Source organism: Ectothiorhodospira shaposhnikovii (assembly GCF_047222355.1).
In the GTDB taxonomy this organism is placed as follows: domain Bacteria; phylum Pseudomonadota; class Gammaproteobacteria; order Ectothiorhodospirales; family Ectothiorhodospiraceae; genus Ectothiorhodospira.
This window is the reverse complement of record NZ_CP178333.1, coordinates 784,010-807,500: the sequence shown is the minus strand read 5'-3', so window position 1 is coordinate 807,500 and position 23,491 is coordinate 784,010. Positions and strand designations below refer to the sequence as shown.

Annotated in this window: 27 protein-coding genes (1 of these 27 only partly in view); 14 read left to right on the top strand and 13 right to left on the bottom strand. The window is 64.7% G+C overall.

Going from position 1 to position 23,491, the window contains the following annotated elements:
- Window positions 1–623, bottom strand: partial view of a tyrosine--tRNA ligase gene (gene tyrS, locus ACLF6L_RS03685; RefSeq protein ID WP_412852388.1) — the 5' portion only. It extends 577 nt beyond the left edge of the window; only the first 623 of its 1,200 coding nucleotides appear in the window; it begins with the start codon at window positions 621–623; its stop codon lies beyond the left edge, outside the window.
- A 120-nt stretch (window positions 624–743) separates the two neighbouring features.
- Here tyrS and ACLF6L_RS03680 point away from each other — a divergent pair, with 120 nt between their 5' ends.
- Window positions 744–1,856 (top strand): anhydro-N-acetylmuramic acid kinase, encoded by a 1,113-nt coding sequence (locus tag ACLF6L_RS03680; protein ID WP_412852387.1) that lies wholly within the window; start codon window positions 744–746, stop codon window positions 1,854–1,856.
- 22 nt (window positions 1,857–1,878) lie between these two features.
- On the opposite strand, the gene ACLF6L_RS03675 is transcribed toward ACLF6L_RS03680, so the two are convergent.
- The 5 genes from ACLF6L_RS03675 to argC form a co-directional block, all read right to left on the bottom strand.
- Entirely contained in the window at window positions 1,879–2,541 is a 663-nt protein-coding gene (locus ACLF6L_RS03675) for a tetratricopeptide repeat protein (RefSeq protein WP_412852386.1), read from the bottom strand.
- A 13-nt stretch (window positions 2,542–2,554) separates the two neighbouring features.
- The gene (erpA, locus tag ACLF6L_RS03670) at window positions 2,555–2,917 is read right to left on the bottom strand and encodes an iron-sulfur cluster insertion protein ErpA (RefSeq protein ID WP_008931076.1); all 363 of its coding nucleotides are present in this window, start codon (window positions 2,915–2,917) and stop codon (window positions 2,555–2,557) included.
- A gap of 79 nt (window positions 2,918–2,996) precedes the next feature.
- Window positions 2,997–3,485, bottom strand: a complete 489-nt coding sequence (locus ACLF6L_RS03665; protein ID WP_238617472.1) for a bactofilin family protein — start codon at window positions 3,483–3,485, stop codon at window positions 2,997–2,999.
- Window positions 3,485–4,171, bottom strand: coding sequence for a DUF6776 family protein (locus tag ACLF6L_RS03660; RefSeq protein WP_008931074.1), 687 nt, complete (start codon window positions 4,169–4,171; stop codon window positions 3,485–3,487). Before ACLF6L_RS03660 ends, ACLF6L_RS03665 begins: the two co-directional genes overlap by 1 nt.
- A gap of 70 nt (window positions 4,172–4,241) precedes the next feature.
- The gene (gene argC, locus ACLF6L_RS03655; protein ID WP_238617471.1) at window positions 4,242–5,273 is read right to left on the bottom strand and encodes an N-acetyl-gamma-glutamyl-phosphate reductase; all 1,032 of its coding nucleotides are present in this window, start codon (window positions 5,271–5,273) and stop codon (window positions 4,242–4,244) included.
- A gap of 159 nt (window positions 5,274–5,432) precedes the next feature.
- Between argC and ACLF6L_RS03650 the strand changes: the two genes are divergently transcribed.
- Complete coding sequence (locus tag ACLF6L_RS03650; protein ID WP_040404858.1) at window positions 5,433–5,930, top strand: peroxiredoxin family protein; 498 nt, start codon at window positions 5,433–5,435, stop codon at window positions 5,928–5,930.
- A gap of 26 nt (window positions 5,931–5,956) precedes the next feature.
- Here the strand turns inward: ACLF6L_RS03650 and ptsP are convergent, their stop codons facing one another.
- Together ptsP and ACLF6L_RS03640 are read right to left on the bottom strand one after the other, a co-directional pair.
- Window positions 5,957–8,224: a phosphoenolpyruvate--protein phosphotransferase gene (ptsP, locus tag ACLF6L_RS03645; RefSeq protein WP_238617470.1), complete on the bottom strand. Its 2,268-nt coding sequence runs from the start codon at window positions 8,222–8,224 to the stop codon at window positions 5,957–5,959.
- A 49-nt stretch (window positions 8,225–8,273) separates the two neighbouring features.
- Entirely contained in the window at window positions 8,274–8,798 is a 525-nt protein-coding gene (locus ACLF6L_RS03640; RefSeq protein WP_008931070.1) for an RNA pyrophosphohydrolase, read from the bottom strand.
- Between the two features lie 163 nt (window positions 8,799–8,961).
- On the opposite strand from ACLF6L_RS03640, the gene ACLF6L_RS03635 reads away from it, so the two are divergent.
- On the top strand, window positions 8,962–9,618 hold the full coding sequence (locus ACLF6L_RS03635) for an HAD family hydrolase (protein ID WP_238617469.1): 657 nt from the start codon (window positions 8,962–8,964) through the stop codon (window positions 9,616–9,618).
- Window positions 9,619–9,815: 197 nt separating this feature from the next.
- Here ACLF6L_RS03635 and ACLF6L_RS03630 read toward each other — a convergent pair whose 3' ends face one another.
- Window positions 9,816–9,980: a rubredoxin gene (locus tag ACLF6L_RS03630; RefSeq protein WP_238617468.1), complete on the bottom strand. Its 165-nt coding sequence runs from the start codon at window positions 9,978–9,980 to the stop codon at window positions 9,816–9,818.
- An 86-nt stretch (window positions 9,981–10,066) separates the two neighbouring features.
- On the opposite strand from ACLF6L_RS03630, the gene thiD reads away from it, so the two are divergent.
- The 4 genes from thiD (at window position 10,067) to ACLF6L_RS03610 (ending at window position 13,843) form a co-directional block, all read left to right on the top strand.
- Window positions 10,067–10,906 (top strand): bifunctional hydroxymethylpyrimidine kinase/phosphomethylpyrimidine kinase, encoded by an 840-nt coding sequence (gene thiD / locus ACLF6L_RS03625; RefSeq protein ID WP_238617467.1) that lies wholly within the window; start codon window positions 10,067–10,069, stop codon window positions 10,904–10,906.
- A complete protein-coding gene (gene thiE / locus ACLF6L_RS03620; protein WP_238617466.1) occupies window positions 10,884–11,519 on the top strand; it encodes a thiamine phosphate synthase in 636 nt (211 codons plus the stop codon). Before thiD ends, thiE begins: the two co-directional genes overlap by 23 nt.
- A gap of 116 nt (window positions 11,520–11,635) precedes the next feature.
- Window positions 11,636–12,919: a glutamate-1-semialdehyde 2,1-aminomutase gene (hemL, locus tag ACLF6L_RS03615; protein ID WP_008931065.1), complete on the top strand. Its 1,284-nt coding sequence runs from the start codon at window positions 11,636–11,638 to the stop codon at window positions 12,917–12,919.
- 135 nt (window positions 12,920–13,054) lie between these two features.
- Window positions 13,055–13,843: a sulfite exporter TauE/SafE family protein gene (locus tag ACLF6L_RS03610; RefSeq protein ID WP_412852385.1), complete on the top strand. Its 789-nt coding sequence runs from the start codon at window positions 13,055–13,057 to the stop codon at window positions 13,841–13,843.
- A 35-nt stretch (window positions 13,844–13,878) separates the two neighbouring features.
- On the opposite strand, the gene trxA is transcribed toward ACLF6L_RS03610, so the two are convergent.
- From trxA to ACLF6L_RS03595, 3 genes are read right to left on the bottom strand one after another with little or no spacing between them, the layout of a single operon-like run.
- Window positions 13,879–14,253 carry a thioredoxin gene (gene trxA, locus ACLF6L_RS03605; RefSeq protein WP_238617464.1) on the bottom strand — a complete coding sequence of 125 codons (375 nt, stop codon included), beginning with the start codon at window positions 14,251–14,253 and terminating at the stop codon, window positions 13,879–13,881.
- A gap of 31 nt (window positions 14,254–14,284) precedes the next feature.
- Window positions 14,285–14,863 (bottom strand): LON peptidase substrate-binding domain-containing protein, encoded by a 579-nt coding sequence (locus tag ACLF6L_RS03600; protein WP_238617463.1) that lies wholly within the window; start codon window positions 14,861–14,863, stop codon window positions 14,285–14,287.
- Complete coding sequence (locus tag ACLF6L_RS03595) at window positions 14,864–15,493, bottom strand: flavin prenyltransferase UbiX (RefSeq protein ID WP_008931061.1); 630 nt, start codon at window positions 15,491–15,493, stop codon at window positions 14,864–14,866.
- Window positions 15,494–15,661: 168 nt separating this feature from the next.
- On the opposite strand from ACLF6L_RS03595, the gene ACLF6L_RS03590 reads away from it, so the two are divergent.
- From ACLF6L_RS03590 to ACLF6L_RS03565, 6 genes are all read left to right on the top strand, one after another.
- Window positions 15,662–16,102 (top strand): hemerythrin domain-containing protein, encoded by a 441-nt coding sequence (locus ACLF6L_RS03590; RefSeq protein ID WP_238617462.1) that lies wholly within the window; start codon window positions 15,662–15,664, stop codon window positions 16,100–16,102.
- The gene (locus ACLF6L_RS03585) at window positions 16,099–16,356 is read left to right on the top strand and encodes a DUF2249 domain-containing protein (RefSeq protein ID WP_238617461.1); all 258 of its coding nucleotides are present in this window, start codon (window positions 16,099–16,101) and stop codon (window positions 16,354–16,356) included. Before ACLF6L_RS03590 ends, ACLF6L_RS03585 begins: the two co-directional genes overlap by 4 nt.
- Window positions 16,353–17,675, top strand: a complete 1,323-nt coding sequence (locus ACLF6L_RS03580) for a hypothetical protein (RefSeq protein WP_412852384.1) — start codon at window positions 16,353–16,355, stop codon at window positions 17,673–17,675. The genes ACLF6L_RS03585 and ACLF6L_RS03580 overlap by 4 nt, the downstream gene beginning before the upstream one ends.
- 74 nt (window positions 17,676–17,749) lie before the next feature.
- Entirely contained in the window at window positions 17,750–18,097 is a 348-nt protein-coding gene (locus ACLF6L_RS03575; RefSeq protein WP_238617459.1) for a hypothetical protein, read from the top strand.
- A gap of 114 nt (window positions 18,098–18,211) precedes the next feature.
- Complete coding sequence (locus ACLF6L_RS03570) at window positions 18,212–19,720, top strand: MATE family efflux transporter (protein WP_412852383.1); 1,509 nt, start codon at window positions 18,212–18,214, stop codon at window positions 19,718–19,720.
- A gap of 171 nt (window positions 19,721–19,891) precedes the next feature.
- Window positions 19,892–20,365 carry a YaiI/YqxD family protein gene (locus ACLF6L_RS03565; RefSeq protein WP_238617457.1) on the top strand — a complete coding sequence of 158 codons (474 nt, stop codon included), beginning with the start codon at window positions 19,892–19,894 and terminating at the stop codon, window positions 20,363–20,365.
- A 10-nt stretch (window positions 20,366–20,375) separates the two neighbouring features.
- Here the strand turns inward: ACLF6L_RS03565 and ACLF6L_RS03560 are convergent, their stop codons facing one another.
- On the bottom strand, window positions 20,376–22,028 hold the full coding sequence (locus ACLF6L_RS03560; RefSeq protein ID WP_008931053.1) for an alpha/beta hydrolase: 1,653 nt from the start codon (window positions 22,026–22,028) through the stop codon (window positions 20,376–20,378).
- A gap of 61 nt (window positions 22,029–22,089) precedes the next feature.
- Between ACLF6L_RS03560 and ACLF6L_RS03555 the strand changes: the two genes are divergently transcribed.
- Window positions 22,090–23,478 carry a pyridoxal phosphate-dependent decarboxylase family protein gene (locus tag ACLF6L_RS03555; RefSeq protein WP_412852382.1) on the top strand — a complete coding sequence of 463 codons (1,389 nt, stop codon included), beginning with the start codon at window positions 22,090–22,092 and terminating at the stop codon, window positions 23,476–23,478.
- Window positions 23,479–23,491: the final 13 nt, after the last annotated feature.

The window sequence follows — 23,491 nt, the reverse complement described above, 5'->3', positions numbered from 1 at the left end:
GACTGGCCATACTGCTTCTGTAATTCTCGCCCCATGAGAAGATTGAACTTCTGATCGGTCCCGCCCAGTTCCACGTCGGACTGCAACTGCACCGAGTCATAGCCCTGGATCAGCGGGTAGAGGAATTCATGAATGGCAATGGGCTGACCCGCGGTGTAGCGTTTGTGGAAATCATCCCGTTCCAGCATTCGCGCCACGGTGTGACGAGCCGCCAGCTGGATCATGTCGGCAGCACTGAGCTTACTCATCCAGGCGGAATTGAACGTGACCCGAGTCCGCTCCGGGTCCAGGATCTTGAAGATCTGCTCCTGATAGGTGCGGGCATTCTCGGCCACCTGCTCCGGAGTCAGCGGAGGACGGGTGCTGTTCTTGCCGCTGGGGTCACCAATCATGCCGGTGAAGTCACCGATCAGAAAGATGGCCTCATGCCCCAGGTCCTGGAACTGACGCAGCTTGTTGAGCAGCACCGTATGTCCCAGGTGCAGATCGGGTGCCGTGGGATCAAAACCGGCCTTGATCTTCAGGGGGCGCCCGGCCTTGAGCTTCTCCCGCAACTCCTCTTCCAGCAGGAGTTCATGACAGCCACGACGAATGCGCTCGATCTGATCTGAAACTTCGGTCATTTCCTTTCTCTGTGGATACGTGTATCAGGACGTTGATTTGACATCGGGATGGAGGGCGATGATAACCAAAGAAACGATCCGACACACGGCCCCGCCCTCTGAATCTGGAAGAGAACCTGCATGACCGAACGCTATATCGGACTGATCTCGGGCACCAGCATGGATGCCGTGGATGCCGCCCTGGTGGAATTCAATGCCGACGGACCGCAATGCCTGATGGCCATCGCGCACCCATTTCCCGAGTCATTGCGACAGGACTTGAGGACACTGGCGGCGCCGGACTGGCGCGGCAATCTGGATGATTTCGGACGCCTGGACGCCCTGACCGGCGATCTGATGGCCGACGCCGCCCTGTCCCTGCTGGCGCGGGCACAGGTACCCGCCAGCACCATCACGGCCATCGGCAGCCACGGACAGACGGTACGGCATCGACCGGACGCGCATCCGCCCTTCACTCTGCAGATCGGCAGTCCGGCCCGGATCGCCCAGGCCACCGGTCTGACCGTGGTGGCGGATTTTCGTACCGCCGACGTGGCCGTCGGCGGCCAGGGCGCACCGCTGGTACCGGCCTTTCATCGGGCCGTGCTGCAACATCCGAGGGAGGATCGCGTGGTACTCAATCTGGGCGGGATCGCCAACATCACCCACCTGCCGACCTCGGCCCAGGCCCTGGTACTCGGCTTTGATACCGGGCCGGCCAACACCTTGATGGATCACTGGATCCGTCACCATCGACAGGCGCGGCACGATGAAAACGGTGATTGGGCCATGACCGGACAGGTGTCGGAAGCCTTGCTGGCACGCTGGATGGCGGACCCCTACCTGGATCTGGCACCGCCCAAGAGCACGGGAACGGAATACTTCAGCCCGACCTGGCTCCAGGCCCACCTGGCGACCTGCCCGGGGGTGTCGGCAGCGGATGTTCAGCGTAGCCTGCTGGAATTCACGGCCACGAGCATTGCCCGGGCCATCCAGTCCCACGCCTCCAACGCCGCGAGGGTGATCGTCTGCGGCGGCGGTGTGCACAATGGAGCCCTGATGGCGCGTCTACGGGCACACTTGGCACCCTGCATCGTGGAATCCTCCAGCCGCCACGGGCTGGATCCGGATTGGGTGGAGGCCATGGCCTTTGCCTGGCTGGCCAGGGAACGCATGCAAGGCAGAACGGGAAACCTGCCCGCGGTGACCGGGGCATCCAGGGCCGTGATGCTGGGGGGGATTCATGCCCCGTGACGGGGCATGGCTCGCCGGGGCGTCAGGTCTCCCGGGCCGGCACCGTCATCGGTTCCGCGGCCATCGACCGCGCCTGGGCCGAGGAGGCCTCGGCATCCCAGTCCCGAGCTAGCCCGCGAGCCGTCTCGATCTGTTCCGGCGTCATGTCGGCGGCGTATTGCCCGAGGTTCTCCTCCGCCTGTGCATATCCCTGAAAGGCAGCCAGCTGCGTCCACATGTAGGCCTGAACCAGATCCCGGGGAACACCACGGCCATTGGCATACAACACCCCCAGGTCGGACTGGGCCGCGGGATTTTCCAGATCCGCCGCCATCCGATACCAATGGGCGGCTCGCGCTTCGTCCGCATCCGTACCGATACCGTGCAGGTACAGATAGGCCAGATTGCACTGGGCACGGGTGCTACCCTGCTCCGCTGCCTGCCGGTACCAGCGTAGGGCCTGGACCTCATCCTTGTCCACGCCCCGCCCCTGGACGTACATCAGCGCCAGGTTGGTCTGGGCATTGAGGTCCCCGTTCTCGGCCGCCATCCGGTACCAGCGGACCGCCTCGGCATCATCCTGCCGGACGCCCTGACCTCTGGCATACATGTAACCGACATTGAAACGGCCGGTGTCATGACCCAACTGGGCCATCATGCGATACCAGCCGAAACGGACCAGGGCGAGCAACCGGGGGAGATTCATGCCGACACTCCCGTCAGACGGAGAATGAAGACCCGCAACCACAGGTGGTGGTGGCATTGGGGTTGCGAATCACGAACTGAGCCCCTTCCAGGCTCTCCGTGTAGTCGATCTCGGCCCCCATCAGGTACTGGAAACTCATGGGATCGATGAGCAGGGTCACCCCTGCCTTCTCTACGGTGGTATCCCCTTCATTGACTTCCTCATCGAAGGTGAAACCGTACTGGAACCCGGAGCAGCCACCGCCGCTGACGAAGACGCGCAGCTTGAGCTCGGGATTGTTTTCCTCGTCGATCAGGGCCTTCACCTTGGCCGCCGCGGAATCGGTGAACACCAGCGGGCTGGGCATGGCATCGGTACTGGTTTCGGTTGCGCTCATCTTCTCTGCTTCTCCGTGGTCGCTGTCTTGGGCCCGGGGTGGGCGATCCCGCTACGCTATCATTGGCTTACGGAAACGGTCAAGAATCCTTGGTTACCGCGTCCGGCATGGCGGGCGCGGCTTCAGTCGCCCCCGCAGGCTTCTTGCCGACCTCGCGACGGGCATTCTCCGCCGGGACATCCAGATGCTCAAGCCGCATGGGCTCGTCGGACTGCCTGACCAGACTGCCGTTGACCTCGGCTCCGGCGGCCATTTCCATCATGGTGTAGTGCAGATTGCCGCGAATGCGCGCGTGGGGCGCCAGTTCCACATGCACGAAGGCATGCACATCGCCTTCCACGGACCCATTGATGATCACCCGGGGAACCCTGACATCCCCTTCCACCAGGGCGCCTTGGTTGAGGATCAGAACGGACTCCTGAGACGCATCATCGGCCAGCAGATTGCCGCGCACCGTGCCCTCCAGGTGCAGACCGCCGGAAAATTTCACGTCACCGGTAATGACCGTGTTTCGACCCACGATGGTATCCACTCGGGCGGGCTTGATTTTCTTGCGACGGGACCACATCAGGGGTTGCCTCCACTGAGATTGAAAAGGGATTGCCACGGCAGGGACTGTTCCGCGACACGCAGCCCGCTCCCGGCAGGCTCGGCCTCGATCATCAGACGTTCCGGCAGCAGCTGTTCGGGCAACACCAGACGCCCTTCGAGCACCTGAAAATAGCGGAACGAAAAGCCCCTGCCCCGAGCCTGATCCGGGCAGATGGTTGCGTGGTCGTAACGCACCCGTTCACCGCCATCACGCCCCTCCAGCCCCAGTCGCAAGGTCCCCTCCACCACCTGACTGCCCTGCACCTGGGTCAGCACCACCTGGTAGAAATAATGCCCGGGATTGTCCGGGTCCGGTTCCAGCCTGACCCGCTGGATGTGAAGCCCGCGCTCCAGGTCTTCCGGCGAGATGATGTTACGGAAGAAATCCAGTTCCTCCGTCAGGTGGTAGATGCGTTGCTCCATGTCGTGAATCGACTCACGGACCCGCGCCGACGCCTCACGTTCGATCATCAGGTCCCGTTCCAGCACCGCATGGCGTTGCCTGAGCTGACGGTGGGCCACTTCAAGATCCTTGTATCGGGGCCGCAGTTCCGCGATCTGCAGATCCGAATCCTGCCCGTACAGCAGGCCGCGCTCATAACCCAGCTGATAGACCTGCCATCCGGCAATCAGCAGAATCCCCGCCACCAATACGGCGGACAACCACACCCACCAGGGGCGAGAGCGTCCGCCATGGTAGTACCCGCCAGGGACCCGTCGCCTGACCATGATGTCAGGGCAGCACGGCGATGGATTCCAGCCCAAGTGTCTCCGGCAGTCCGAACATGAGATTCATGTTCTGCACCGCCTGACCGGAGGCCCCCTTGACCAGATTGTCGATGGCGGAAAGCACCACCACCGTATCCCCACCACCGGGTCGATGCACCGCCAGGCGGCACAGATTGGTACCGCGGACGCTGCGGGTTTCCGGATGGCCGCCCGCGGGCAGCACGTCCACAAAGGGTTCCCCGGCATAGCGCGCTTCGTAAAGCGCCTGCAGATCCGTATCGGCGTGGGTCAGCGTGGCGTAGAGACTGGCCAGAATGCCGCGGATCATGGGCACCAGATGAGGCACGAAGGTCAAACCCGGCGATTGTCCGGCAACCGCGGACAGGGTCTGCAGGATCTCCGGCAGATGCCGGTGCCCCGGCACCGCATAGGCCTTGAAGTTTTCGGAAGCCTCGCACAGCAGCGATCCCACCTGGGCCTTGCGCCCGGCGCCGCTGACACCGGACTTGGCGTCGGCCACCAGGCGGGCAGGATCCACCACGCCCTGCTCCAGCAAGGGCAGGAACCCGAGGGTGACGGCGGTAGGGTAGCAGCCGGGTACGGCAATCAGGCGGGCCTGCGTAATCCGGGCGCGGTGGATCTCCGGCAACCCGTAGACCGCCTCGTCCAGCAGTTCGGGGGCGCCATGGGGCTGGCCGTACCACCGGCTCCACAGGTGCGGATCCTTAATGCGGAAATCGGCGGACAGATCGATGACCCGGGTACCTCGCGCCAGCAGGTCACCGGCCATGGCGTGCGCCACTCCATGGGGCGTGGCAAAGAAGACCACGTCACAGTCACCCAGGGCGTCAGCATCAGGTGCCTGAAACACCAGCGCCCCCTGTCCGCGCAAGTTCGGAAACAGGGATTCCAGCGGCTCACCGGCATTGCCCCGCGAAGTGATCACCGCCGGCTCCACCCGCGGGTGGGCCAGCAACAGCCGCAACAGTTCAACCCCCGTATACCCGGTGGCCCCGACAATGCCTGCCCTTATCACCCATTCATCTCCGGTCAGCTGTGAAACGTTCTACCCGGGGCATGATACCCCTGCCCAAGGGACCCATCATACATGCCCATGACCACCGGTTTAAGATCGAACATGGCCGTGTAAGATACAGCCCTGCCCTTTGCAACACGGAAACGGCCGATGATGAAGATGAAAACGAGAGATCTGCTGGTAGGCGCCTTTTTGGTGGTGCTGGTCGGAGGGTTGCTGGCCCTGTGGCTGGCACCGGAAGGCCTGCGTCCCATGCCCAGAGTGGTGGTGCCGACCCTGGATCAATCCCAGGTGGACTTGGCCTCGCTGGAAGGCAGGCCGGTACTGATCACGTTCTGGGCCACCACCTGCATCAGCTGCGTGCAGGAAATCCCTCACCTGCGGGAACTCCATGACCGTTACCATGAGCGGGGCCTGAAGGTGATCGGCGTGGCCATGGCCTACGACCCGCCGGAACAGGTGGCGGAGATGGCCCGAAGACGGGACATCAACTACACCGTGGGACTGGACGCCACCGGCGAGGTGGCCACGGCCTTCGGCGACGTGCGCCTGACCCCCACCTCATTCCTGATCGCACCCAACGGGCGCATCGTCTACCAGAAGGTGGGGGAGATGGACTGGCAACAAGTGGAACGCCATCTCTCCCGGTGGCTGTAGGCGCCACCGGCGACGGAGGCCAACGGTCAGGTCTTGCCGGCCCGCACCAGCCCTCCAAGCCCGGCCTGCACCAGGGCGTTGTTGAGCAGCGCCCGGATCGCCGCCGGCTCTTCCATGGTCATGCACTGATTGAGCAGCTCCCGGGCCCGCTCCCGGGAAAAGCTCCGGATCACCCACTTCACCCGTGACAGGGAGGCCACGTTCACACTGAGTGCATCGATCTCCATCCCCAGCAGCAGGATCACCGAGGCAGGATCGGCGGCCATCTCGCCGCAGACACTGATGGGCTTGCCGGCCTGATGGGCGCCACGGGCCGCATGAACCAGGGCATGCAGCACCGCCGGGTGCAGGGCATTGTAAAGATCCGCCACCCTGGCATTGTTGCGATCCACCGCCAGCAGGTACTGCACCAGATCGTTTGTTCCCACGGACAGAAAATCCACCCGGCGCGCCAAGGCTTCCGCCAGATAGACCGCGGAAGGCACCTCGACCATCACGCCCACCCGGGGCACGGGAATCACATAATGCTCATCCAGTAGCTCATCCCGGGCCCGCTGCAGCAGCTGCAGGGCACCTTTGAGTTCTCCCAGGGAACTGATCATGGGAAACAGGATGTGGAGATTGCTCAGCCCCTGGCTGGCGCGCAGCATGGCGCGCAACTGGGTCAGGAAGATCTCCGGGTGATCCAGGGTGATGCGGATGCCCCGCCAACCCAGAAAGGGGTTGTCTTCCTCCACCGGGAAATACGGCAAGGCCTTGTCACCGCCCACGTCCAGGGTCCGCAGCGTCACTGGCCGGGGATTGAAGGACATGAGGGCCTCTCGATAGATCTCCGACTGTTCCTCCTCTCCGGGAAAGCGGTCCCGGATCATGAAGGGGACTTCGGTTCGGTAGAGACCGATGCCGTCGGCGCCGGACTGGATGGAGGGGGCAATATCCGCCAGCAGGCCACTGTTGGCATACACCGGCACCTCGCAACCATCCTGAGTGATCGCCGGCTCCTGGGCCAGGGCCCGCAGGCCTTCCGCCAGCTCCTGCTCCTCTTCCTGCAGATGCTTGAACTGCTCCAGCAACTCCGGACTGGGCTGAATGTAGAGACTGCCCCGGTAACCGTCCACCACGATCTCGCGGCCTTCCAGCCGCCCCACCGGCAGGTCGGAGACCCCCATCACCGCCGGAATGCCCATGGCCCGGGCCAGGATGGCCACATGGGATGAGCCGGTGCCCTTGGATGACACCACCCCGGCCAGACGATCCGTCGGCACCTCGGCCAACTGGGTGGCGGTGACGTCCTCTCCCAGCAGGATGGTGCGCTCGGGAAAATCCTCCGGGCCGCGCACATGGGACTGCAGGCGCATGAGAATGCGACGGGCGATGTCCCTGACATCGGTAGCCCGCTCGCTCAGATAGGGGTCATCCATCTCCTCGAAGGCCCGGGTGCTTTCCCGCACGGTATCCCTCAGGGCCGAGGGCGCCCAGCTGCCGGCCCGGATGCGATCCACCGTGCCGTTCACCAGGCTGTCGCTGCCCAGCATCATGACGTAGGCATCGAACAGCAGCAGTTCTTCCGTCGGCAAAACATCCTGCATCCGCTGCTTGATCTCATTGAGTTCATCCTGAACCGCCCGCACCGCCTCGCGAAAAACCTGCTCCTCCTCCTGAACATTCTCCGCATCCCGATCGGGCACGGAATCCAGGTCGGCCAGGGCATAGGCCACCACACCCTGGCCCACGGCCACCCCGGAGGCCCCGGGAATACCGGTGATCTGCAGGTTTTCCTGAGGCGGGCGTTCCCGTCGACGGCCCACCTCGCCGATGAGTTCCGCGTGGCTGATGGCCCCGGCCAGCTGCGCCGCCAGGGTGATGAGAAAGGCCACATGCTCGTCATCAAAACGCCGACGCTCCCGCTGCTGCACCACCAGCACCCCCAGCATGCGTCGGTTATGCACGATGGGTACGCCCAGAAAGGCGTGATAACGTTCCTCACCGGTCTCGGGAAAATATTTGAAACGCGGGTGATCGGGGGCGTTTTCCAGATTGACCGGCTCCGCCCGTTCCGCCACCAGGCCCACCAGCCCCTCGCCGGCGGACATTTCCACATGACCGACGGAATCGGGATTGAGGCCTTCGGAAGCCATCAGCAACAGCCGTTGGCCGCCGGGCTCGCTCAGATAGACGGAGCAGACATCGATATCCAGCTCCTGCTTGACGCGCCGAACGATGATGCCCAGGGCCGATGTCAGGTTATCGGCGGCGCTTACCTCCAGAACGATGCGTCTGAGAACATGGAGCATGGGTAAAGGGTGCCGGGACAAGGGGGCCGCCGCCGCGGCCCAGGGTGGCTCAGAGCCGGCGGGGGCGGTAGCGCCGCTCGGCAGGACAGGAGGGCACGTCCTCCTGAAACAGTAACGGTGCCAGCTCCCGCAGGGCCTGGCGATAGACATGGCGCTTGAAGAACACCACCTCGCGCATGGGATGCCAGTAATCCACCCAGCGCCAGGCATCGAACTCGGGATGGGGCGCGGCATCCAGCCGAACGCGGCCGTCGTCCCCCACCAGCCGCACCAGGAACCAGACCTGTTTCTGGCCGATGCACACCGGCCCCGACCGGCGCCGGATCAGGTGCTTGGGTAGGCGGTAGCGCAACCAGTCCCGGGTGCTGCCGATGACTTCCACATCGACGGGCTCAAGGCCGGTTTCCTCCGCCAGTTCACGGTACATGGCCTCCGTTGGCGTCTCATCCCGACGAATCCCCCCCTGGGGAAATTGCCAGGCCTGCTGCCCGATGCGCTTGGCCCAGAACAGGCGGCGATCCCGATTGCACAGGATGATACCGACGTTGGGCCTATAGCCATCACAATCAATCACTTAAGGAGGTCACTTGGAAGCTGGTCTGTGAATTGCATTTTTTCACAAGCGAAGCCGATCGGCAAATGCTCCAGGGCAAGCTTCGGCACGATGGCCTTGCCCGTGCCGGGCTGATGTAGAATGCAGGATTCAGATCAAGATGACGATGATGAGGAGACACGCGGTGAGCCTTGCCCTGTTCGACCTGGACAACACCCTCCTGGCGGGAGACAGCGATTACGAGTGGGGGCGTTTCCTCGTGGATCGAGGCGTCGTGGACGCCGATGCCTACAAGGCCCGCAACCTGGAGTTCTTCGAGGCCTACAAGGCCGGCACCCTGGACATCCTGGAATTCTGCCGTTTTTCCTTCTCGCCGCTGGCGGCCAATACCCTGGAAGATCTGCTGGCCTGGCGCGAGGAGTTCATGGAAACCCGCATCCGCGATCTGATCGCGCCCCGTGCCCGGGAGATCCTGGACCGCCACCGGGAAGCCGGTGACACCCTGCTGATCATCACCGCCACCAACCGTTTCGTCACCCAGCCCATTGCCGAAGCCCTGGAGGTGGACCATCTGCTGGCCACGGAACCGGAATTCCGCGACGGCGCCTATACCGGGGAACTGGAAGGGATACCCTGCTTCCAGGGCGGCAAGGTGAAGCGCCTGGAGCAGTGGCTGGCACGGCAACCGGCGCTGGATCTGGAGGGGAGCTGGTTCTACAGCGACTCCCACAATGACCTGCCGCTGCTGGAGCGGGTGGACAATCCGGTGGTGGTGGACGGTGACGATAAGCTCACCGCCACCGCCAGGGAACGGGGCTGGCAGCAGATTTCCCTGCGGTGAGGCCCTGATGACGGCCCTGGACCGGCCATTCCCGCGAAAGCGGGAATCCAATCACGAAATCAAAACCCTGGGCTCCCGCTTTCGCGGGAGTGACGACAGCCCCAGTTCGTGACGACAGCCCCAGCCCGTGACGACGGCTCCAATAGCGACGGCAGCGCCGGCCTGACAGCGGCCGACCCGCGGTCCGGACTCCCGCTTCAGCCCGCCATCTCCTCGAAATCCGACTTGTCCGCCCCGCATTCGGGACACACCCAGTCTTCGGGGACTTCCTCCCAGGGGGTCCCCGGCGCAATACCGTCATCCGGCAGCCCCTTGGCCTCGTCATAGACAAATCCGCAAATCACGCATTGATAAGTCTTCACGGCAAACCGACCTCCGCTGGTGTGATATCCCGGGCATGGCCCGGGCGAGTGATACACTCTGATGGATTACCCACTGGGAGCTTACCATGACCACCACTCCATCGGTTCCCGTCGTCATGACCCTGGCAGGGCACGACCCCACCGGGGGCGCCGGCATCCAGGCCGACATCGAATCCATCCTGAGCATGGGTTGCCATCCCGTGTCCGTGATCACCACGATCACGGTGCAGGACACCTCCGACGTCATCGGCATCGCGCCCCTGGATGCGGAACTCATTGTCCAGCAGGCGCGGGCCGTGTTGGAAGACATGCCCGTGGCCGCGGTCAAGATCGGCATGATCGGCTCCGTCGAGGGCGTACAGGCCATCCATACCCTGCTCACCGACTACCCGGACCTGCCGGTGGTACTGGACCCGGTGCTGGCCTCGGGTGCCGGCACCGCCCTGGCCACGGAGGAGATGGTGGACGCCATCAACAGCCTGCTGCTGCCCTTCACCACCCTGCTCACCCCCAACAGCCCGGAGGCCCGGGTACTGGCCCAAGGTTGCGATACCCTGGACGCCTGCGCCATGTTCCTGCTGGAACAGGGCTGCGAATATGTCCTCATCACCGGCACCCACGAAAACACCGCGCGGGTGCAGAACGTGCTCTACGGCAACCATCGCCGTCTGGAAGCCTACCCGGTGGACCGCCTGCCCGGTGAGTATCACGGTTCCGGCTGCACCCTCTCGGCGGCGATCGCCGCCCTGCTCGCCCAGGGCATCGAACCGGCTTCCGCCGTCCACGAGGCCCTCACCTATACCTGGCACAGCCTGGACCGGGCCCACCGGCTGGGCATGGGCCAGCTCATTCCCAATCGCCTGTTCTGGGCCGGCGATGAATCCGAGGACGAAGATCCAGCCGATGACGACACCGCTCACTTCTAGGCATGCCCGGCTGCACGGGCTCTATGTGATCACCCCCCAGGATGCCGGCGACACCCTGCTTGAACAGGCCGCGGCGGCGCTGACCGGCGGCGCCCGCATCCTCCAGTACCGGGACAAGAGCCGGGACCATGACCGACGCCTGGCTGAATCCCGAGCACTGTGCCGGCTGTGCCGGCACCATCAGGCCCTGTTCATCGTCAACGACGATGTGGCGCTGGCGGCCCGAGTGGAGGCGGATGGCGTTCATATCGGCAGCGATGACGGTGACATTGCCACGGCCCGGGCACTGATCGGCCCCGAACGGATCATCGGCGTCTCCTGTTATAACCGCCTGGAACTGGCCCGCCGGGCCGAAGCGGCGGGAGCGGACTACGTGGCCTTCGGCGCCCTGTTCCCCTCCGGCACCAAACCCGCCGCCGTCCATGCCCCCTTGAGCCTGATCCGTGAAGCCCGCCAATCGCTCGCCGTCCCCATCACCGCCATCGGCGGCATCACCCAGGACAATGCCGACAGGGTGATCCAGGCCGGCGCCCACATGCTGGCGGTGATACAGGGCGTGTTCTCCGCTCCCGACATCCGTGCCGCCGCCGCCGACCTGAGCGCCCGTTTTTGACCCACGCAAGGTTTGCAGCGCTTTGATTTTCCAAGGCGGGCGGTATCGAGTATCTTGTAGGGCTTTATTTGCGACAGCCCCCATTCACCAGCCAACACAGCGAAAGATCACACCCCATGACAAAATCCCATGATCTCTTCCAGGCAGCCCAGAAGCACATCCCCGGTGGCGTGAACTCTCCGGTCCGCGCCTTCAAGGGCGTGGGCGGCGACCCGATCTTCATCGAACGCGCCCAGGGCGCCTACATGTACGACGCGGACGGCAAGCGCTACATCGACTACGTGGGCTCCTGGGGGCCGATGATCGCCGGCCACGCCCACCCGGAGGTGATTGCCGCCGTGCGCGAGGCCGCCCTCAACGGCCTGTCTTTCGGCGCCCCCACCGAGCTGGAAATCCAGCTGGCCGATCGGGTCTGCGAACTGGTGCCCTCCATGGAAATGGTGCGCATGACCAGCTCCGGCACCGAGGCCACCATGAGCGCCATCCGCCTGGCCCGCGGCTTCACCGGCCGCGACAAGATCCTCAAGTTTGAAGGCTGCTATCACGGCCATGGCGATTCCCTGCTGGTGAAGGCCGGCTCCGGCGCCCTCACCCTGGGCGAGCCCAACTCCCCCGGTGTTCCCGTCTCCCTGGCGGAGCACACCCTCACCGTCAGCTACAACGATCTGGAACAGGTCAAGGACGTGTTCTCTCAGGTGGGCAACGAGATCGCCTGTATCATCGTCGAGCCCGTGGCCGGCAACATGAACTGCGTGCCCCCGGCCCCCGGCTTCCTGGAAGGCCTGCGCAGTGTCTGCGACGAATACGGCGCCCTGCTGATCTTCGACGAGGTGATGACCGGCTTCCGCGTCGCCCTGGGCTGCGCCCAGGCCTATTACGGCATCAAGCCCGACCTCACCACCCTGGGCAAGGTCATCGGTGGCGGCATGCCGGTGGGTGCCTTCGGCGGCCGCCGTCAGGTGATGGAATTCCTCTCCCCGCTGGGCCCGGTCTATCAGGCAGGCACCCTGTCCGGCAACCCCATCGCCATGACCGCGGGCCTGAAAACCCTGGAAATTCTCTCCGCTCCGGGCTTCCATGAAGACCTGACCGCCAAGACCGAAACCCTGGTCTCCGGCATCCTGGGCGAAGCGAAGAAGGCCGGCATTCCCATGGCCGCCAACCAGGTGGGCGGCATGTTCGGTCTGTTCTTCACCGACCAGCCGGCAGTGACCAACTTCCACCAGGTCGGTCAGTGCGACGTGGCCCGGTTCGGCAAGTTCTTCCATCTGATGCTGGATCGCGGCGTCTACCTGGCACCCTCCGCCTTCGAAGCCGGATTCCTGTCCAGCAGCCACAGCGCGCAGGATCTGGAGGCCACCATCAAGGCCGCCGCCGACGCCTTCAAGGCCCTGGCCTGATCCGAAGAAACCCGGCCCCACACGGACTGGCAGCGGCTTGAAGGCCCCATGCCGTCCCCATGGCACCGGATCTGAACGGGCCGCCCAACGGGCGGCCCTTTTTGTTGACCACATCACCAAGGGAGAGCCTGCCCCATGGGAGAGATCGCCACCTATCTGGCGCTGGGGGCCTTTACCGGGGTCATTGCCGGCCTGCTGGGCGTGGGCGGGGGCCTGATCATCGTTCCGGTCCTGGTCTGGCTGTTCACCCGCCAGCAGATGGATCCCGGCGTGATCACCCACCTGGCCATCGGCACGTCCCTGGCCACCATCATTCCCACCGCAATCGCCTCGACCCGCGCCCATCACCGTCATGGGGCCGTGCGCTGGGACGTGCTCAGGCGACTGATACCGGGCATCATCCTGGGGGCGCTGGCAGGCGCTACCCTGGCCGAGTTCATGAGCGCGATACTGTTGCGCCGGGTCTTCGGCGTATTCGAGATCCTGGTGGCCCTGTATCTGTTGTTGAACCTGCCGCCCAAGGTGGGTCGACCCTTGCCGGGCACGGCGGTGCTGAGCACCGGCGGCGGGTTGATCGGTGGGGTTTCGGCCCTGCTGGGCATCGGCGGCGGCACCCTGACGGTGCCGTTCCTGGTGTGGTTCAACGTCCATCTGCGCCAGGCCATTGCCACGGCGGCGGCGGCGGGTCTGCCCATTGCCCTGGCGGGCACGGCGGGTTTCATCATTCACGGCTGGGGCAACCCGGCCCTGCCGGATGTCAGTAGCGGCTACGTGTACTGGCCGGCCTTTGCAGGCATTGCCCTGGCCAGCTATTTCACCGCCCGCTGGGGGGCATGGCTGACCCATCGTCTGCCGGTGACGCTGGTGCGGCGTTTCTTTGCGGTGCTGCTGATACTGCTGGGTCTGCGCATGCTGCTGGGCTGAACCGGCCTGCCGGCGAAAACAATCTGCCGGAAGGACTACGCCTTGCCTGTACGGGACTGGGCTTCCACCTGGCTGCGGACCTCATTCATATCCAGCTCCGCCACCTTGCCCAGCACCTCATCCAGCTGGGAGGCCGTCAGCATGCCCGGCTGGGCAAACACGATGATCTGCTCGCGGAAGATCATCAGTGTCGGGATGGACCGGATCTGGAACATGGCCGCCAGCTGCTGCTCCTGCTCGGTGTTGATCTTGCCGAACGCCACCCCGTCGTGACGCTCCGAAGCCGCCTCGAAGATGGGGGCAAAGGCCCGGCAGGGACCACACCAGGGGGCCCAGAAATCCAGGATCAGGGTGTCATTGTTCTGTATCGCGGCATCCAGGTTGTCCTGGGTGATTTCGATCACGGCCATGGCCGCTCCTTTGGTCTTCAGGGTGTGTGGATCAGCCCGGATGCAGGCCGACGAGGGCATCACGCAGGTGGAACAGGCGGGCCAGGTGGTCATCCATCTCCAGCAACGCCTGTTTTTGGGCCGGATCGAACGGCATGAGTTCCGTCAGGCGGGCACCCACCCAGCCGCATCGGTCGAACTCACCCGTCATGCCGCGATAGGGCGGCGGCAGTTCCTGCAACAGGCGCTGCAGCAGTTCGGACAGGGACAGGAATTCGGCGGGCAGCAACACGTCCGGTGACGTGGGTAGTTCGGCGACCTCCCCCATCATCAATCCATCCTTGCGCACCCAGGTACGCTCCACCCGGAAACGGACCTCTCCCTGAACCGTGATCCCCAGCAGGCCGTCGGGACGCTGGTCCCAGTCGATGATCCGTCCCCAGGTTCCCACGGCGTGGATTCGGGCCGGCCCGGCCACCTCGGCACCCTCACGGATCAGGATCACACCGAAGGGCGCGTCGGTGCGCAGACAATGACGCACCATGTCGATGTAACGGGTCTCGAAAATCCGCAGCGGCAGGACGCCGCCGGGAAACAATACGGTGTTGAGGGGAAACAGCGGCAGTTCCATTCATTCCTCCCCGGCAGGCTCCACACCCCAGCGACGGATCAGATCGTTGGGGACATGCAGATGATCCAGAATCCGTGACACCACGAAATCCACCAGCTGATCCACCCCTTCCGGCCGATGATAGAAGGCCGGATTGGCCGGCAGGATCACCGCGCCCATGCGGGTCAGACGCAACATGTGCTCCAGGTGGATCTCGGAAAAGGGCGTCTCCCGCACCACCAGGATCAGACGACGACGTTCCTTGAGGGCAACGTCCGCGGCCCGCTCGATCAGGGAACGGCTGGCACCGCCGGAGACGGCGGCCAGGGTGGCCGTGGTGCAGGGGCAGATGACCATGGCGTCGGGCGGGGAAGAGCCGCTGGCCACCGGCGCGGTCCACTGCTCCCGGTCGAACACCCGCAACTGGCCCGGGGCCGCATTGAACCGTTCGGAAAAGAACTGCTCGATCTCCCGGGATCGACCGGGCATGGACAGATCCGTTTCCATGCTGATGACCACCTGGGCGGGACGGGACACCATGAGATAGACACGCACGCCGGCCCGGATCAGGCATTCAAGCAGACGCAGGCCGTACTGGGCCCCGGAGGCTCCGGTGAAGGCCAGGGCCACGGTGCCGGGGGTTTCTGCCACGATGGACTCCTGTGCAGCGGATGTATGGGGACACGACGTATCAGCGCATTTCAAGCTGATCATCATAGCGGATTTCCGGGCGGTTGCCTGCCTTGACCATGGTCAAGTGCAACCCCCGATCCCGCCTGATAGTTTGCACTCAACCTTCCACTTTCAAGGCACCCCAGCATGGACACCATTCAGGACTTCTTCACCGCCGACCACCGGGAATGCGACTATCGTCTGGCGGACCTGGAATCCGCCATCGCCGACGGCGACTGGGAGGCGGCCGACACCGGCTTCCGGGAATTCCATCACGACATGGAGCGACATCTGCAACGGGAAGAAACCCTGCTTTTCCCGGCCATCGAGACCGTCAGCGGCAGCGCCATGGGTCCCACCGAGGTCATGCGGCGGGAACACGATCAGATGCGCGCCCTCATGGACGAGATCCGCATCGCCAAGGATCAGCGGGACGAGAACACCACCCTCGGGGTCATCGAAACCCTCATGACCATGATCCAGCTCCATAACGTCAAGGAAGAGCAGATCCTTTACCCCATGGCCGACCGTTTCCTGCAGACCCAGCGCGGTGGACTGATGGCGCGGGTGAAGGCCCTGGAGCCGTGAACACTTCGCGACCCGTCCGTGTCCTGGATGTGCGTGACCTGCCACCACCGGAACCCATGGAGCAGGTACTGGAACGGCTCCCCGGTCTGGCGCCGGGCGAGATTCTCTGCATGCGGCACCGGCGTGAACCCTTTCCCCTCTATCCCATCCTGCGGGACATGGGATTCCAGTGGCGGGTACGGACACCGGCCCATGTCCCCTTCGAGATCCTGATCTGGCATGCCGACGAGCCCGCCCCGGAGGATCCGGCATGATCAACCTGTCCCGTCTGTCCCTGGACCGCACGCCCCCTCTGTGGGTACCCCTGCAGTTCATGGCGGTCGCCCCCCTGTTCGGCGTCCTGTTTGCCGGGGTGATGATCCTGCTCGGCCCGCAGGTGCTGGTATCGCGCTGGATGCCCGGCATGATCGGCGCCGCCCATCTGCTGGTCCTGGGCTATGTGGCCATGGTCATGTTCGGTGCCATGCAGCAGATGCTGCCGGTGGTGGCCGGCTCTCCCGTCCCCCGCGGCGCCATCACCAGCCGCTTGAGCTTCATGCTGCTGACGCTGGGCACACCCCTGCTCGGTATCGGTCTGGTCCTGCATCGGCCCTTCTGGATTGCCGTCGGTGGTGTTCTGGTGTTGGGCAGTCTGGGGCTGTTCACCCTCACCGCCCTGATCGCCCTGGCCCGCAGCCAGGCACGGGGACCCACCACCCAGGCCATGACCCTGGCGGTCATCGCCCTGCTGGTCACGGCGGCCCTGGGCGGGTGGCTGGCCGGGGGCCATCTGGGACTGGGCTGGCCCCTGCCCCGACACATGACCGACCTGCACCTGGCCTGGGGCCTGCTGGGATGGGTGGCGCTGCTGGTGGCCGGCGCCGCCTATCAGGTGGTGCCCATGTTCCAGATGACGCCGGAATACCCCGCCCTGCCGGCCCGCCTGCATGCCCCGCTGGTATTTGCCATTCTGGCCGTGCTGACCCTGACGGTCCTGCTGCCGGTACCGGCAGCCGCAGCCAAGGTCATCAACATGACCGGCAGTGGCATGCTGGCGGCCCTGATGGCGGGTTTTGCCGGCATCACCCTGTGGCTGCAGTCCAGGCGTCGCCGCCGCAATGCGGATGTCACGGTCCGCTTCTGGCACATCGGCATGGTCTCGCTGCTGGCCGCGGTACTGGTCTGGGTGGTGATCCAGTTACTCCCGGGCCGGGGCCTATGGGGTATCTGGGCACTGGTGCTGGCCTGGCTGTTCGTGGCCGGATTTGCCGTGTCGGTGATCAACGGCATGCTGTACAAGATCGTGCCCTTCCTGGTCTGGCTGCATCTGAATCAGACCCGCATGCGCTCGAGCAACTTCGCGATGCGGGTCCCCAACATGCACGAGGTCATCCCCCTGGGACTGACCCGACTCCAGCTTCGCCTGCACCTGGCGGCCCTCGTCGCCGGCCTGACGGCCCTGGCCTGGCCTGGCCTGCTGATCCCGGCGATGCTGCTCTTTGCCGCCTCCAACGGCCTGTTGAGCTGGAACCTGTTCACCGGCATCCGCTGCTATCGCGCCAGTCTGAACGCATCCCGGACGACAACCGGGTGAAAGCCGTCAGCGCCGGTTTTTGGTACCCTGTACGGACCACAGGCTTTTCCCTTTCCGTTCTCGCAAGTGATCCCATGCCCATGCCTCTCCTGAAGGCCCTCACCGTCCTCCCCCTGCTGTGGCTGCTGTCGGCCTGCAACGAGGCCCCGACACCGCCCCAGACCGTGCCGCTGATGATGCTGGTGAATCAGCCGGCCAACCATGACGGTCGCCTGATCACCACCGAGGGCACCGTCCGCCGGGTGGAGGAGCCCCTCCACTACTGGATCGAGGATGCCCAGCTGCGCCGGGTGGCCATCCAGCCCGATGCCCTGATTGCCCCCTACCTGGGCCGCGCAGTCCGGGTCACGGGCCGTTTCAGCCATGCGCCGGATCAGGGCCGCCGCCTGCAAGCGGAGCACGTCATTCCCCTGGATGACTGATCCCGATACCGGGGCGGCATGCCATGCCCCGGCCATGCCCTTTGAAGGCACTCCGTTCGCGACCGAGCGCCGTTTCCCCGCGACATGTCCCTGATCCGTTCGGCAAAGACTCCGTTGCACCCATGGCTTCGACACAGCGGCCGGGAAACCCGTCGGCTGGTCCTGCTCGCCCTGCCCATCTGCGGGGCCCAACTCACCCAGGCCGGCATGGGGGTGGCTGATGTCATGATGACCGGTCGCCTGAGTGCGACCGATCTGGCGGCCGTCTCCGTCGGTGCCAGCCTGTGGATGCCCATGATGCTGTTCATGCTGGGTACCCTGATGGGACTCACGCCCATCGTCAGCGAACGCCTGGGGGCGGGCGATCCCCGGCGAATCCGGGCCCGGGTCCATCAGGCCCTGTGGGTGAGCCTGGCCATGGGCATCCTGGTGGGCCTGATGCTCCGGCAACTGGCGCCGATCATCTTCCAGTGGATGGACGTGCCGCCGGAAGTGGCCGCCCGTTCCGGCGATTATCTCGCGGGCGTTGCCCTGGGCATGCCGGGTATCGCCCTGTTCCTGGCCCTGAGGGCCTTTTCCGACGGCATGAGCCATACCCGGCCGGCCCTATGGATCGGTCTCATCGGCCTGGGGGTCAACATCCCCGCCAACTTCCTGCTGATCCATGGCGGCGGCGGTGTGGCGGCGCTGCTCGGCCCCCTGGCGCCCGCGGGCCTGGAAGCCTTGCCCGCCCTGGGCGCCCTGGGCTGCGGCATCGCCACGGCCCTGTCCTTCTGGACCATGGGACTGGCGATGCTGCTCCATACCCGACGCAGCCCGATCTACAGGCCGGTGGCCCTGTGGTCACGACTGACACCGCCGCGCCCGGCCCTGATCGGTGAACTGCTGTTCGTGGGCCTGCCCATCGGCATCGCCATCTTCGTGGAAGTCACCCTGTTCACCCTCATCGCCCTGTTGGTGGCCAGTCTGGGGGAAATCACCGTGGCCGCACACCAGGTGGCGCTGAACATCACCTCCTTCATTTTCGTCCTGCCCCTGGCCCTGGGAATGGCCCTGACCGTCCGGGTGAGCCGGGCACTGGGGGCGGGCCGCCCCCGACAGGCGCGATTCGTGGCGTGGAACGGCGTGGTGGTATCCCTGGTGACGGCCCTGATCAACGGTGTCTTTCTACTACTGCTGGGAGAGGCCGTCATCGGCCTGTACACCCATGATGCCCAGGTACAGTCACTGGCCCTGTCACTGATTTTTCTGGCGGTGCTGTTCCAGCTCTCCGATGCCCTGCAACTGAACATGGCCGGCGCCCTGCGGGGATACAAGGACACCCGTGTCCTGATGATGATCACGCTGCTGTCCTACTGGGCCGTGGGCCTGGCCGCCGGACACTGGCTGGCCACCCGGGGCCTGGGCGGCGGCATCCCCGCGCTGGGTGTCCATGGCTACTGGATCGGGCTCATCATGGGCCTCACCGTCGCCGCCCTGCTGCTGGGACTGCGCCTGCGGGCCATCAGCCGTCCCGATCCCGCCCTATCCACAGATTCTGTGGATAACTTTGTGGAAAGCATGTCTGAAACCCTTCCGGTCGCAGGCCCCATCACAGGCCCGAACAATTTGAACAAAAAATGACCATACCAAAAAAGTCATTTTATTTCAGAGAGTTAAAAAAATACCGCCAGGAACGCCCTACCGCTTGACAAACAGGCACCGGATCGATAAGCGCCACGGCGAAATGTGCATAACCACTGGCCGCTAGTCCGATGAGGACGACGCCTGAACCAGACGGCGTATACTCTCTGCATGCCTGCCGATACCCCCCAGCCCCAAAGTCAACGCATCTGGGTCGACGCGGATGCCTGTCCCGCCGTGATCAAGGACATCCTGTTCCGCGCCGCCCAGCGCACCCGCATCCCGGTCACCCTGGTGGCCAACCAGTACATCAGGGTGCCGCGATCACCGTTCATCCGTGCCATCCAGGTCGGCCATGGCTACGACGTGGCGGACCAGGAAATCGTCCGCCAGGCCCGGGCCGGAGATCTGGTGGTCACCGCGGACATCCCCCTGGCGGCGGAGGTGATCGACAAGGGCGTCCATGTCCTCAACCCGCGCGGGGAACGCTACACCCCCGAGAGCATCAGGGAACGCCTGCAGATGCGCGATTTCATGGAGACCCTGAGGGCCAGCGGCATTGAGACGGGCGGCCCCGATGCCCTGAATCAGCGTGACCGCCAGGCCTTCGCCAACCAGCTGGATCGCTGGCTCAACGGCCGGTAAGACCTCTGCCTCAGCGGGAGAACAGGGCCTTCAGGCGTTCCAGATCCTCGGCCGACCAGCCCTCGGGTTCCGTCAGCGCGTGCCAGGCATCGATATAGTGCTCGGCCGCGAAGGTGTGGCCGTACCCGGGGGGCGTGGAACCCACCGCCATGTCCGCCGCCAGTTGCAGCATGGTGACAATGGGATACCAGCGCAGATCCGGCGATACATCCGGTCCCCGGGGCGGCAGCATCCACTCCGGTTCCCGGAAGAAGGCATGGGTGTCGAAGAAGGTGACCGGGTCGCTGGCATACTGGAGATAGGCAATGCGGAACGTTCCCCAGGGGCCCGCCCCGTCGTTCAGTCCCCCGGTCTGGTTCATGAAACGCACCACCGCGCCATCCCGGAACCGGGGCAACCAGGCCGGGGAATCCGGATCCCGCTCCTGAGTGGCCTTGCGCCAGGTCTCGCTACGAAACGGGGGACCGCTCCAGAGGGCGCCATGGAAGGGGTCCTGAATGATGTCGTAGACATCGAAGGAGCGGTCGGAATTGAGCGCCCCCAGGCTCAGGCCGTGGAGATACAGGGCGGGCCGGGCATCCCGGGGCAACCCTGTCCAGTAGCCATACACCTTTTCGAACAGGGCCCGCGCCATCTCGGCCCCGTACTCCCCCTCCACGATCAGGGACAGGGCGCTGGGCAGGTAGGAATACTGGGCCGTCACCGTGGCGATATCTCCCCGATGCAGATATTCCACCGTATCCTGGGCCGCCGGGTCCACCCACCCCGTACCCGTGGGTGTCACCAGCAGCAAGACGGAACGCTCAAACCCGCCCACCCGCTTGAGCTCCTCCAGGGCCAGCCTGGCCCGCTCATGGGCCGTGTCCGCCGCATTCAGCCCCACGTAGACCCGAATCGGCTCCAGGGCCGGGGCACCGGTAAAGTCCGCGATCTCGGCGGCGGAAGGCCCCGAGGAGATGAAGTTGCGCCCCTGGCGACCCAGTTCCGCCCAGGGGATCAGGGAAGCACTGCTGCCGGTCTTGAGGGGGTCCTCGGGACGGGCCAGATCGTCCTGGATCAGGGCATCCACCTGCTGATAGGAGTTGTCCGCCGCCCGCAGGGCCAGGGAGAAGATCACCCCGTCGATCAGGGACCAGAACAGCATGGCCGCGACCAGCACCCCCACCACATGGGAGACATGGGCGGGGACGAAGCGCTGCAACCGGCTGGAGAGGAAGAAAAAGGTGTACTTGAACAAGCGCGCCACCACCAGCAGCGCGGTGAATATCAGCAGGGTCATCAGACCGATGGCCACGGTGGGCATGCCGCCGATGGGTTCCATGCCCATGATCCCGCGCAAGGTGTTCTGCCACTCGGTGGCCTGCCACAGGAAAGTGACCACGACCACCGCGCAGGCCAAAGCCGCCAGTGACTTCAGGATCAACTCGTTACGGCGCCGGGGTACCGGCAGTTCCACATAGATCCACAGCCAGCGAAAGAAGAAGCCCACGGCATAACCAGCGGTAAAGGACAGCCCTGAGATCAGTCCCTGGATGCCGAAGGGTCGGGGCACCAGACTGGGGGTCAGGGAAAAGGCAAAGAACAGGGTACCCACCAGCAGCCCGACGACGGAAAACCCCCGGGCCAGATCCAGGATGAAATCACGGATTTTATGCTTAGCCATAAATATCCTTTACTCTGGAATATCCTTGTTAGAATCCCCCGCACAAGGCCCCGGAGCCCCGATGAATCACGACGACCTGCGCCAATGGTCCAAGCGCGCCGCCGACTGGACCCATGAATACCATAACAGCCTGCGCGACCGACCGGTGCGGGCACAGACACGGCCCGGCGACATTGCCGCCCGTCTGCCCGAGACCGCGCCGGAACAGCCCGAACCCCTGGAGACGATCTTCGAGGATTTCACCCGGATCGTACCCGAGGGCATGACCCACTGGCAGCATCCCCGCTTCTTCGCCTACTTCCCCGGCAACGCCGCGCCGGCCTCCATGCTGGCCGAACAGTTGGCCAACGGCATGGCCGCCCAGGCCATGCTCTGGCAGACCTCCCCCGCCGCCACGGAAATGGAAACCGTGATGATCGGCTGGCTGCGCGATGCCCTGGGGCTGGCCCCTCACTTCACCGGCACCATCCATGATACCGCCACCATCGCCACCCTCTCGGCCATACTCACCATGCGGGAAAAGGCCCTGGCCTGGAAGGGCAACTCGGCGGGACTCGCGGCACAGCCCCGCCTGCGCCTCTATGCCTCCACCCAGGTCCACTCGTCCATCGACAAGGCGGTCCGCATCGCCGGCATCGGTCAGGACAATCTGGTCAAGATCCCCACCGACGCGCACCACGCCATGGACACCGCGGCCCTGGATAGCGCCATTCGGGCCGATCTGGCCGCCGGCCATCGACCGGCCGGCGTCATCCTCTGCGTGGGGGCTACCGGCATCGGTGCCAGCGACCGGCTACAGGATGCCATCACGGTGGCCAAGACCCACGGTCTGACTACCCATGTGGATGCCGCCTGGGCGGGATCAGCCATGATCTGCCCGGAGTTTCGTCACCTCTGGGCAGGCATCGACGGCGCCGACAGCATCGTCTTCAATCCTCATAAATGGCTCGGCATGCAGATGGACTGCTCCATCCAGTTCCTGGCCGATCCCGTCCCCCAGGTCCGCACCCTGGGCCTGCGACCCGATTACCTGGAAACCCTGGGGCAGTCGGAGATCACCAACTATAACGAGTGGACGGTCCCCCTGGGGCGGCGCTTCCGGGCCCTGAAGATCTGGTTCACCCTGCGCGCCTATGGTCTGGAAGGCCTGCGCCGACGCATCCGCAACCACATTGCCTGGTCGGAAGCACTGGCCACCGCCATGGCCTCGCTGCCGGACGTGGAGATCATCACCCCTCCGGCCCTGTCCCTGTTCAGCTTCGCCCTCAAGGACGGTGACGCCGCCACCGAGGCCCTGCTCACCCGCATCAATGACCATGGCCAAGTCTACCTCACCCAGACCCGACACCGGGACCGCTTCGTCATCCGGGTACAGGTCGGGCAGTTCGACTGCACCCGGGAAGACGTCATGACGGTGTACCAGGTGGTCAGGGATCTGCTGTCCGGTTAAAACCAAAACATCC